This is a genomic window from Paenibacillus ihuae (assembly GCF_001368795.1).
Taxonomy (GTDB): domain Bacteria; phylum Bacillota; class Bacilli; order Paenibacillales; family Paenibacillaceae; genus Paenibacillus_AQ; species Paenibacillus_AQ ihuae.
Genome location: NZ_LN831198.1, coordinates 3,677,248 through 3,687,807, shown reverse-complemented (window position 1 = coordinate 3,687,807; position 10,560 = coordinate 3,677,248). Strand labels below are relative to the sequence as shown.

Annotated in this window: 13 protein-coding genes; all 13 read left to right on the top strand. The window is 52.0% G+C overall.

Annotated features, from left to right (window positions below; all coding sequences use genetic code 11):
* On the top strand, window positions 1-326 hold a 326-nt coding region (spoIIIAD, locus tag AQR02_RS17010), incomplete at its 5' end, for a stage III sporulation protein AD (RefSeq protein ID WP_245237514.1).
* A gap of 47 nt (window positions 327-373) precedes the next feature.
* On the top strand, window positions 374-1,603 hold the full coding sequence (gene spoIIIAE / locus AQR02_RS17005; RefSeq protein WP_054941501.1) for a stage III sporulation protein AE: 1,230 nt from the start codon (window positions 374-376) through the stop codon (window positions 1,601-1,603).
* Window positions 1,604-1,826: 223 nt separating this feature from the next.
* On the top strand, window positions 1,827-2,615 hold the full coding sequence (gene spoIIIAF / locus AQR02_RS17000; RefSeq protein WP_054941500.1) for a stage III sporulation protein AF: 789 nt from the start codon (window positions 1,827-1,829) through the stop codon (window positions 2,613-2,615).
* Window positions 2,616-2,648: 33 nt separating this feature from the next.
* Entirely contained in the window at window positions 2,649-3,290 is a 642-nt protein-coding gene (spoIIIAG, locus tag AQR02_RS16995; protein ID WP_054941499.1) for a stage III sporulation protein AG, read from the top strand.
* Window positions 3,291-3,370: 80 nt separating this feature from the next.
* The gene (locus AQR02_RS16990; RefSeq protein WP_054941498.1) at window positions 3,371-4,249 is read left to right on the top strand and encodes a SpoIIIAH-like family protein; all 879 of its coding nucleotides are present in this window, start codon (window positions 3,371-3,373) and stop codon (window positions 4,247-4,249) included.
* 326 nt (window positions 4,250-4,575) lie between these two features.
* Window positions 4,576-5,085, top strand: coding sequence for an acetyl-CoA carboxylase biotin carboxyl carrier protein (gene accB, locus AQR02_RS16985; RefSeq protein WP_054941497.1), 510 nt, complete (start codon window positions 4,576-4,578; stop codon window positions 5,083-5,085).
* 54 nt (window positions 5,086-5,139) lie between these two features.
* The gene (gene accC, locus AQR02_RS16980) at window positions 5,140-6,483 is read left to right on the top strand and encodes an acetyl-CoA carboxylase biotin carboxylase subunit (protein ID WP_054941496.1); all 1,344 of its coding nucleotides are present in this window, start codon (window positions 5,140-5,142) and stop codon (window positions 6,481-6,483) included.
* Between the two features lie 117 nt (window positions 6,484-6,600).
* The gene (locus AQR02_RS16975) at window positions 6,601-7,017 is read left to right on the top strand and encodes an Asp23/Gls24 family envelope stress response protein (RefSeq protein ID WP_054941495.1); all 417 of its coding nucleotides are present in this window, start codon (window positions 6,601-6,603) and stop codon (window positions 7,015-7,017) included.
* Window positions 7,018-7,091: 74 nt separating this feature from the next.
* Window positions 7,092-7,631 carry an alkaline shock response membrane anchor protein AmaP gene (gene amaP, locus AQR02_RS16970; protein ID WP_054941494.1) on the top strand — a complete coding sequence of 180 codons (540 nt, stop codon included), beginning with the start codon at window positions 7,092-7,094 and terminating at the stop codon, window positions 7,629-7,631.
* 15 nt (window positions 7,632-7,646) lie between these two features.
* Window positions 7,647-7,880, top strand: a complete 234-nt coding sequence (locus tag AQR02_RS16965) for a DUF2273 domain-containing protein (RefSeq protein ID WP_054941493.1) — start codon at window positions 7,647-7,649, stop codon at window positions 7,878-7,880.
* Window positions 7,881-8,297: 417 nt separating this feature from the next.
* Window positions 8,298-8,747 carry a transcription antitermination factor NusB gene (gene nusB / locus AQR02_RS16960; RefSeq protein WP_054941492.1) on the top strand — a complete coding sequence of 150 codons (450 nt, stop codon included), beginning with the start codon at window positions 8,298-8,300 and terminating at the stop codon, window positions 8,745-8,747.
* A 68-nt stretch (window positions 8,748-8,815) separates the two neighbouring features.
* Window positions 8,816-9,673, top strand: coding sequence for a bifunctional methylenetetrahydrofolate dehydrogenase/methenyltetrahydrofolate cyclohydrolase FolD (folD, locus tag AQR02_RS16955; RefSeq protein ID WP_054941491.1), 858 nt, complete (start codon window positions 8,816-8,818; stop codon window positions 9,671-9,673).
* Window positions 9,674-9,681: 8 nt separating this feature from the next.
* Window positions 9,682-10,560, top strand: an 879-nt coding sequence (xseA, locus tag AQR02_RS16950) for an exodeoxyribonuclease VII large subunit (RefSeq protein ID WP_245237513.1), incomplete at its 3' end; no start/stop codon positions are given.

Genomic DNA, 10,560 nt, shown 5'->3' with positions numbered 1-10,560 from the left:
AACAAAAGCCGATGTTCGCCTTTCTGCTGACTACAGCGGCAGGCATACTGATTTTCCTGTTCCTGATCGGCAAGATCGGCACGATTCTGGGGACGCTGGAGCGGGTGGCGGAGTCCTCGGGAATGGAAATGATCTACATCAAAACCGTATTCAAAATTATCGGAATTTCTTATATCGCGGAGTTCGGGGCGCAGATTGTGCGTGATGCCGGGCAGGAGTCGATCGCCTCCAAGATTGAGCTGGCCGGCAAGGTCCTGATCATGGTGCTGGCGGTGCCGATCATCAGCATTATTATCGAAACGGTAATGAAGCTCCTGCCCGCCTGAACCGTGCTGAAGCTCAGAATAATCTAGAGAAAGGCGGTGGTAAACCCATGTGTGAGCGCAGTGTATTCCGGCCTCCGAAATTAAAAATGCTGCTGCTCCTCCTGCCCTGCCTGCTGTTTCTCTGGTATGCGGATACCGCCTGGGCCACCAGTGCTCCGCAAGCTTCAGGCGGTTCGTCCTCACCCGTTGACGGATGGGTCAAGGGTCAGGTGGAGAACCTGCCGATGGACGGGGTGGAATCGTACTGGGATCAGCTGATGAAGGAGTACGGGGGATTTTTTCCGGACGGTAAAACGCCGTCGCTGATGGATATGCTGCTTCCCGGTGAGGATGGGCTGAGCTTCAAAAGTGTCCTGTCCGGGCTCACCCGGTTCATGTGGCATGAAGTGCTGTATAACGGCAAGCTGCTGGTCACGATCGTAATGGTCAGCGTGCTGAGTATGATTCTGGAGACGCTGCAGACCGCTTTTGAACGGAAATCCGTTAGTAAAATCGCCTACATGCTCTGTTATATGGTGGTGCTCGTCATTGCCGTTAACAGTTTCAATATCGCCATCGGGTATGCGAAGGATGCGATTGACCGGATGATCGACTTCATGATGGCCATGATTCCGCTGCTGTTCGCACTTCTGGCCTCCATGGGCAATATCGTGACCGTGTCCGTCACCCATCCGCTGATTGTATTCATGATTCATACCGTAGGCACGCTCATCCATACCATCGTGTTTCCACTGCTGTTCTTCTCGGCGGTGCTGCACCTGGTGAGCGCCATGTCGGACAAATACAAGCTGACCCAGCTGGCTAATCTGCTGCGCAATATCGGTGCCGGACTGCTGGGCGTGCTGCTGACGGTTTTTCTCGGAGTGATCTCGGTCAGAGGCATCACAAGTTCGGTGACTGACGGGGTGACGATCCGGGCCGCCAAATACATTACAGGTAATTTCGTGCCGGTCATCGGCAAAATGTTCGCGGACGCCACGGACACGGTGATCTCGGCTTCACTGCTTGTGAAAAATGCAATCGGGCTCTCAGGCGTCATTATTATCCTGTTTCTTTGCGCATTTCCGGCAATCAAAATATTGGTTCTGGCTCTGATCTACAATGTAGCCGCCGCTGTGATGCAGCCGCTGGGTGATACACCGATCGTATCCTGCCTGCAGACCATCGGCAAAAGCATGATCTATGTATTCGCGGCACTGGCCGCGGTCTCCCTGATGTTCTTCCTGGCTGTCACAATCATGCTGACCGCCGGCAATGTCACCGTCATGATGAGGTAAGGAAGCAGATGCTCACAAACTAAGCAGATGCTTTCGAAGTGATTTTTGTACGAAGCAGTTCGAAGAAGAAATTTCAACAAAACTTAAGCGGATGCTTCCGAAGCCAGTTTGCGAAGCAGGTTCATGAAGCAGATGCTCACAAACTAAGCAGATGCTTTCGAAGTGAGTTTTGTACGAAGCAGTTCGAAGAAGGAATCTCAACAAAACTTTCAGGAGGTACTCAATGACCTGGTTAGGCGGGTGGCTGCGGGAGCTCATTCTGGTGGTCCTGATGGCTGCCTTTGTGGAAATGCTGCTTCCAAGCAAGTCGATGGAGCGTTACGCCAGGCTGGTGCTCAGCCTGCTGGTCCTGCTGACGATGCTGAGCCCGATCGTCTCCCTGCTGAAAGGGGATGCCGCGAAAGAGCTGAGCGTCGCCATGGTGCAGCAGGAGCAGGATGGCGGGCTGCTGTCCGGTGCGGGAAAAGGGGCAGGTTCGCTGGAGAAAATTCTGGCGGACGGGCGGAGGCTGGCAGCCGGAGCCAGGGAGCAGAGCCTCCAGCTGGCCGCAGAGGAAGTCGCCGCACAGATGCGGGAGCAGATTGCCGGCAGTACAGGCGTTAAGGGAGCCACAGTTACAGTGAAGCTGGGCATGGGCAAATCCTCCGCCGGTCTGGGCGGTGACGAGGTTCCGGTAATTTCTTCGGTAACTGTATTGCTGCCGGCAGCTGCAAGAACGTCACAGACCGGCAGCACGGGAGTAGATACAGATATCGCAGCAGGAACAGGGCCGATTGAAATCGAGCCGGTAGCTCCTGTACAGGTGAATATTGGCGGGGGAATTGCAGATTCAGGCATTTCAGCCACCGAGGCAGCTGCTTCACAGGCAGACCTGTCCGGTGCTGATAGTACTGCCGGAAAAGCGGCTAACAACGATATAGAGGCAATCATCAAGCTGCTGGAAGCGAACTGGAATCTAGAGCGGGAATTGATTCAGGTAGTAGGCAGCGGGGCGGATACAGGAAAATCATGACAAGCGAAGTGAAACCTGCGAGGGGGGATAGAAGTGGGCAATTGGTTAAAGAAGCTGGAGCAATGGGCAGGGGGAGGCTCCGGCAGTCCGAAAAGGAGTCATACCTTCCGCTGGCTGATCATTTTGGGACTGCTGGGTGCGGCGATCATGCTGTTCAATTCCTTCGTGAATGTGAAGAAGCTGGACAGTGAGGACACGGGGCGGGAGCCGCCGGTCAGCGAATCGTCACAGGCCACCCTGCAGCAGGGGGATATGGGATCTCCGAATTCTTTTGACGGAATTGAACAGGCGATGGAGGAGCGCACCAAGGAAATCCTGGAGAAAATCGTCGGTGTCGGAACCGTGGACATCATGGTAACGGTAGATTCTACAGAGGAAATCGTAGTGCAGCGGAATATGAATGATTCGCAGCAGCAGAGTGAAGAGACCGATGCCAGCGGCGGCAAACGCCATACGACTCAATACACAAGAGATGGTGAAATTGTCACCTACAGCCAGTCGGGTGACGAAACCCCGATTATCACCAAACGGATCAAACCCCAGGTACGCGGCGTTCTTGTCGTCGCCAAAGGCGCGGAGAATAAGGTCGTCCGGGGACTGATCGAAGAGGCGATCCAGAAAGGCCTGAATGTGCCGAGCTACCGCATCTCTGTCGTGCCGCGGAAGCAGGAATAGATTCCAGGCTGTGAAGTGAGTTTGCGAAGCGATTACTTAGAAGTAAATGCTATCAATAATTATTTTTAGGAGGAATAAGAATGAAGGGCAAAAGACAAACAATTTGGTTGGTTTCCATGCTTAGCTTGATGGTGGTGCTCTCGGCATACTATTTATTTACGGAAGACACAGGTGCTTCTATCCCCAAGGAAACGGCGGGAACAATCCAGGTAGACAGCGCGGATAACGGTACAGGCGGAACGGACTCCACGGTGCTCGATAACGGCCTGGTTGTCAATGAAGTGGATACACAGGGTGCGCTTGCAGCTGATGCTGATTCAAAGGATACAGCAGCAGGCAATGACAGCAGCACAGCAGCTGTTACAGATCCTGCAGCTGTTACGGACCCCGCTGCCATTACAGACGACAGCAAAGCGGCTACAGCTTCAGAGGACAACAAAGCCGCTGAGACTTCTAAAGATAAACCTGCTGCTGCCGCCGCCAGTGGGGGTTCAGATAAGCCTGTTACAGCAGATAAAGACACCGCGAGTGCTTCAACCGGCAATACACCGGCTAAGGGCGATGATGAAATTCTGGAAGAGGTTGCCGCCCAAAGCTCCTCCGCAAGCAGCTTGTTCAACAATTATCTTTTTGAACGCGAGCAGCAGAATCTTAAGAATTATAATGATCTGATTGCTCAGATCAATGACATGGAGAAGACGCCTGCCGAGAATGCGGTTGCCCATGAGCAGCTCAGCAAGCTCGAAGAAAAAGAATCGAAAATCAACGATATTGAAACCAAATTACAGCAAAAATACGGGGAAGCCATCGTCAAGGAAGAAAAAGGCGAGAGCTACACAGTCGTTGTGCAGAGTGAAAAGCTGGATGTGAAAGAGGCGGTTGGCATTGTTGATCTCGTTATGAAGGAACTGAGCGTCACCCAGGACAAGATCAGAGTCCAATATGTATCAGAGCAATAATTTACTGAAGAATACAGCAAAAAATGCCGAAAGAGCTCGGGTTGTCCCGGGCTCTTTCCATTTCTAGCGTTTGTGATATAATACATAAAGTTATCTTGATGAAAGCGACCCCAGGATTGCGCAAACAACTGAAGCTATGCAAGGAATAGCGAAACGGCGCAGCCGTTTTTTGCCTGAAAGATAAGAATTTATTTGCTTTACGCAATAAATGATCCTTCTCTTTCCCGCAGAAACGGATATCGTCCCTATAAGGATGGCATGGTCGTTTCTTCTTGTCCGCACCAGAAAAGTGGCTTCGAGAGAAAGCTGAAGGAGTGAACTATTAAATGTTCAAGTTAAGTGAGATTAAGGAATTGATTAAATTGCTGGACCAGACCTCCTCTGTACATGAGCTGGAGATTGAAAGCGAAGGCATGAAGCTGGCTATACGTAAACCGGATCGCCCTGAAGCTGATGGCAACGCAATTCAGGCGGCTCCTTATGTCTATCCCTTTACGCCGGCACCCCAGCCTCAGAGCCCGCAGCATGTAGCACCTACGGTTTCAAGTGAGATTCCAGCTGCTGTGCAGCCGCAAGTCTCTTCTGCCGAAGGAGCATTACATAAAATTGTTTCTCCGATGGTAGGAACCTTCTATAGTGCAGCTTCTCCGGAAAACCCGTCCTTTGTAAGTGTAGGAGACCGGGTGAATGAGAAAACAACGGTCTGTATCATTGAAGCGATGAAGCTGATGAACGAGCTGGAAGCGGAAGTTAAGGGCGAAATCGTGTCCGTGCTTGCCGAGAACGGCCAGCTTGTAGAATACGGCCAGCCGCTGTTTCTGGTAAAACCGGAGTAAACGCCGCAGAACTAGAGGAGCTAGCAGGCCTCGTTAAACTTTGGGAGGAAACGCATGAACATTCAAAAAGTGCTGATCGCCAACCGCGGTGAAATCGCGGTCCGCATCATTAGAGCTTGCCGTGAACTGGGCATTTCCACCGTCGCGGTCTATTCAGAGCCTGACCGGGATTCACTGCATGTCCGGCTGGCGGATGAAGCTTACTGCATCGGCCCGATGCCGTCCAAGGATAGTTATCTGAACTTTACCAATATTATGAGTGTGGCTACTTTAACCGAGTGCGATGCCATCCATCCGGGCTACGGATTTCTGGCGGAGAACGCCGATTTCGCAGAAATCTGCGAATCCTGCAATATCACCTTTATCGGGCCTTCACCGGATGCTATTACCCGCATGGGCGACAAGGCTGTGGCCAAGGAAACGATGAAGCTAGCCGGTGTTCCCATCATTCCCGGCTCTGACGGGCTGGTAGGGGATATTGAGGAAGCCGTTATGCTGGGCCGCGATATCGGCTATCCGATCATTGTTAAGGCTACCGCAGGCGGCGGAGGCAAAGGCATCCGCATTGCCGAGGATGAGGAATCCCTGGTGAAGCAGATTACAGCTGCCCAGCAGGAAGCGCAGAAGGCCTTCGGCAATGCCGGAGTATACCTGGAGAAATTCCTTACCGGCATGAAGCACGTGGAGATACAGATCATTGCCGACAATCACGGAAATGTGGTTCACCTGGGCGAACGCGACTGCTCCGTGCAGCGCCGCCGCCAAAAGCTGGTGGAAGAAGCGCCTTGCTCTGTGCTGACACCGGATATCCGTGAAGCGATGGGCCAGGCTGCTGTACGTGCAGCACTCGCCGTGAATTACTCCGGAGCAGGCACCCTTGAGTTTCTGCTGGGACCGGACGGGCAGTTCTACTTCATGGAGATGAATACGAGAATTCAGGTGGAACACCCGGTAACTGAGATGGTGACCGGCGTTGATTTGATCAAGGAGATGATTTCGGTGGCGGAAGGCAATCCGCTGTCTTTCACCCAGGAAGACATCGTGATCAACGGCTGGTCGATCGAATGCCGTATCAATGCGGAGGATCCGGAACGTAACTTTATGCCTTCGCCGGGCAAAATCGGATTTTACCTGCCACCGGGCGGACTGGGAGTACGGGTTGACAGTGCGGCTTATCCCGGCTATACAATCTCGCCATTTTATGACTCGATGATTGCCAAGCTGATCGTCTGGGCGCCAACGCGGCAGGAGGCGGTTGCGAAGATGAAACGGGCACTCGCTGAATTTGCTGTAGAAGGCATACATACCACGATCCCATTCCATCAGAAGCTGCTGGAGCATCCTGTGTTTTTGGACGGGAATTTCGATATCAAGTTCCTTGAAGAGTATGAAATTTAGGATGGCTTCACATTGTTTGTCATAAAGTTCGGCAAATGATATAGTATGTTTAATAAGAGACGTGCTCTCCGCTAGAAATGTTGAACAACTTTTTTATTGAAAGGGTTGAAGTCCAAAATGAGTACATTGCCGACGGAATATGAACGTACGGAAATCGGCGAAATCCAGATCGCTCCAGAAGTGATCGAGGTTATCGCTGGTTTGGCAACCGTAGAAGTTAAAGGCGTGGCTGGCATGAGCGGCGGATTTGCCGGAGGAATTGTCGAGCTTCTCGGACGCAAAAACCTGTCCAAAGGAGTTAAAGTAGAGGTTGGACAGCGTGAGGCTGCAGTAGATGTGTCCGTCATTATTGAATATGGCAACCGTCTTCCGGAAGTAGCCGGTGAAATTCAGCGCAACGTTAAACGTTCCATCGAGACAATGACCGGTTTGACCGTAGTCGAAGTGAATGTGCATATTCATGATGTGCAGTTCAAAACGACCAGCAGTGTAGATAAGAACGAAGATACAGAAGCGGTTCTCCGCGTGAAATAAGGGCCATCGTTTATCCATAAACCCCCGACAGCACCGTCGAGGGTTTACTCTAATTTAAGGAGGTTATGAGACTCGTGGCAAAAATTTTGGACAGGCTTCTGCTGTTTCTGTACAGCTTAAGCATCGGAATATTATCTGTAATTGCCATCCTCCTTCTAAGCGGCGCAATTCCCGATACCCTGGAAATTCAGGATGGTCCGGCCGCCTATATTGCTGCAATTGCGGTGGCAGTCATTCTGTTCCTGCTCAGCATCCGGTTCTTCTATATTTCTCTGCGCCGCGACCGGGCTTCACAGCCTTCGGTAGACCAGCGTACGGAATACGGGGACATACAGATTTCCATGGAAACGATTGAGAACCTGAGCCTGAAAGCAGCCGGCAAAGTCAAAGGCATCCGGGACTTGAAGTCGCGCATCCGCGTTTCGCAGGCCGGGCTTGAGATTATGATCCGCGCAGTAGTGGACGGCGAGCATTCGCTGCCGCTGCTTACGACGGAGGTCCAGCGTCAGGTGCACGATTTCGTGCAGGAAACAACCGGCATTCCGGTTGCAGACGTGTCGGTCTATATTGCCAACCTCACACAGTCTCCAAGCTTCAAAAGTCGAGTGGAATAGAGGTGAGTTTCCCTTATGCCCTGGAGAGAAGTATGGGAAAGTCACGGGGGTAGAATTACCGGAGTAACCTTCGGTATTGTTCTTGGATTGATTTATTTGATTAGCGGTTTTTGGGATATGCTGTTCTTTGCACTGGTAGTGTTCATCGGATATACGCTCGGCAAAAGAAAGGATACCGCACAGCCCCCGCTGTTTCAGTGGCATGAGCTGGCTCAGCGGCTGTCCGGGCGCTGGCGTCCCTTCAAGTGAACCGCGATAGTCTTTCTCCCGGAGCATGGAACCCGTCACTTTGAGTTGCCTGGCTTGCCGGAAGAAAGGCTATGCGGTTTTTTTGATGATAAGAATCTACCTGTTTCTGAGCTAGAAAACCATGTCTTGTTGTGAAGAAAAGTTACGAAGAGAGTAGTGTAATTGTAGTTTGTGCAACTAAAAGCTGTTAAGACACCTCAATGTTGGTTTAACTGTATTTCGTACAATTAAATCCAGGAACGAACACAGAAATAGCCCTTTTTCTGATTTTTAATTGTACGAAATACAATTAGGGATAGAATTTGCTGATATTAGCTCAAAATAGCTGCATGAAATACAATTATTTATTTTATAAACAGCAAGAAACAATGGAATACCAATATAAAAGTATGCGAGATAAGATTGTAGGAGGAACACATGAAGAGACGTTTAGCAAGAGAGATTATTGTCCAGAGCCTGTACCAGATGGAAATGAACGATGTAGACAGTGCGGAAGCCGTAGAGATGCTGATTGCCGAGGCTGCAGATGAGAATGAGACGGAGCATGTAATTACGGATGAGATTGAGCTGAAGGCGTATGTTGTGCAGCATGTGAACGGCGTGTGGGAGCATAAGGCCGCAATTGACGACATGCTGGAGCATTATTTAAAGGGCTGGCAGATGAGCCGCCTGTCGCGCGTTGACCGCCAAATTCTGCGTCTGGCCACCTTTGAAATGGTCTTTGCAGATGATGTGCCGGCTAAGGTTGCCGTCAATGAAGCGATTGATCTGGCCAAGCATTTCGGTACGGAAGACTCCGGAAAATTCGTGAATGGTGTACTGGGGAAAATGATTCAAGAGGTTGACACGCTGAAGGGCGATCTGTAAACCGAACGAACGATAACGCATTAACGGTTTAGCATCCATCTACAGTAGATAAAAGGGGAGAGACTTACATGACAGCAGCAATCATCAGCGGTAAACAAGTATCAGACGAAATTCGTATTGACATTGCCCAGCAGGTTAAACAACTGGCCGAACGCGGCGTGAAGCCCGGTCTTGCTGTCGTGCTTGTCGGTGAAGATCCGGCTTCTCAGGTCTATGTCCGCAATAAAGAGAAGTCTTGCATAGAACTGGGCTTCCATTCCGAAGTGCACAGACTGGCTGCTTCGACTACGCAGGAAGAACTGCTCACGCTTGTGGCAGAGCTGAACAGCCGTGACAACATTGACGGAATTCTTGTCCAGCTGCCGCTTCCTAAGCATATTGAAGAGAAAGCGGTCATTGATGCTATCGCTGTGGAGAAGGATGTTGACGGTTTCCATCCGGTGAACGTGGGCAATCTGGTGATCGGTGATGACAGTCTGCTGCCTTGTACACCTGCAGGTGTTATTGAATTGATCAAGCGTACTGGCACAGGACTATCCGGTAAACATGCTGTAGTGATCGGGCGCAGCAATATTGTCGGCAAGCCGGTTTCCCTGCTGCTGCAGCGCGAGAATGCTACAGTGACGATGTGTCATTCCCGCACAGCAAATATGGCTGAGCTCAGCCGCCAGGCAGATATCCTGGTAGTGGCGATCGGCCGCGCCAATTTCATTGACGGCTCATATGTGAAACCGGGAGCAGTTGTAATCGATGTGGGGATGAACCGTCTGGATAACGGCAAGCTTGCGGGAGATGTGGATTACGAAAGCGCCAAGGAAGTGGCCGGCTTCATTACGCCAGTTCCGGGCGGCGTAGGCCCAATGACCATTACAATGCTGATGAGCAATACGCTGATTGCGGCCAAACGCCGCCACGGCTTGGAATAGGCTGCTCTATGGCGGCAGAACGGCAAGTCTTATCCATCAAGGATCTTAACAAATATATCCGCATGAAGCTGGATTCGGATGTTTTGCTCTCGGATGTATGGATTCGCGGTGAAATCTCGAATTTCACCCATCATGGCAGCGGCCATATGTATTTTACGCTGAAGGATGAGAGCAGCCGGATCAAAGCGATTATGTTCGCCTCGCATAACCAGCGGCTGCCCTTTGTTCCCAAGGAAGGCACCAAGGTGATTGCCAGAGGCAATGTAACGGTGTATGAACGGGACGGGCAGTACCAGTTCTATGCGACCCATATGCAGCCTGACGGAATCGGCAGCCTGTATATGGCTTACGAGCAGCTCAAGCGCAAGCTGGAGCAGGAAGGGCTGTTTGCAGCGGAGCGCAAGCGGCCGCTGCCGCACTTTCCGCGTTGTGTCGGGGTCATAACTTCCCCGACGGGCGCAGCTGTACGGGATATTATTATCACCCTCCAGCGGCGTTTTCCGCAGGTGGCGGTTGTGCTCTATCCCGTGCTGGTGCAGGGCAAGGGGGCCGGCCCATCCATTGTGAAGGCGATTCAGAACATGAACGCCATGGGCGAGGCCGACGTGCTGATCGTCGGCCGCGGCGGCGGTTCACTGGAGGAACTGTGGGCCTTCAACGAAGAAGCCGTCGCACGTGCAATCGCCGGCTCGAAGATTCCGGTGATCTCGGCCGTCGGTCATGAGACCGACTTCACGATCGCCGATTTCGCCGCCGATCTCCGGGCGGCGACTCCTACGGCGGCGGCGGAGCTGGCTGTGCCGCATGCCGCCGAGCTTGCTGCGCAGCTGCGCACAGCTGAGCAGCGGCTGCGCCAGGGCCTGCTGCGCCGCTCCCAGCGCGGCGGC

Excerpts from the sequence above, each read along its gene's own strand:
- AQR02_RS16975 (WP_054941495.1), top strand. The coding sequence starts at position 6,601 with ATGAGTACATTGCCGACGGAATATGAACGTACGGAAATCGGCGAAATC.
- accC (WP_054941496.1), top strand. The coding sequence starts at position 5,140 with ATGAACATTCAAAAAGTGCTGATCGCCAACCGCGGTGAAATCGCGGTC.
- nusB (WP_054941492.1), top strand. The coding sequence starts at position 8,298 with ATGAAGAGACGTTTAGCAAGAGAGATTATTGTCCAGAGCCTGTACCAG.
- spoIIIAF (WP_054941500.1), top strand. The coding sequence starts at position 1,827 with ATGACCTGGTTAGGCGGGTGGCTGCGGGAGCTCATTCTGGTGGTCCTG.
- accB (WP_054941497.1), top strand. The coding sequence starts at position 4,576 with ATGTTCAAGTTAAGTGAGATTAAGGAATTGATTAAATTGCTGGACCAG.
- folD (WP_054941491.1), top strand. The coding sequence starts at position 8,816 with ATGACAGCAGCAATCATCAGCGGTAAACAAGTATCAGACGAAATTCGT.
- AQR02_RS16965 (WP_054941493.1), top strand. The coding sequence starts at position 7,647 with ATGCCCTGGAGAGAAGTATGGGAAAGTCACGGGGGTAGAATTACCGGA.
- spoIIIAE (WP_054941501.1), top strand. The coding sequence starts at position 374 with ATGTGTGAGCGCAGTGTATTCCGGCCTCCGAAATTAAAAATGCTGCTG.
- AQR02_RS16990 (WP_054941498.1), top strand. The coding sequence starts at position 3,371 with ATGAAGGGCAAAAGACAAACAATTTGGTTGGTTTCCATGCTTAGCTTG.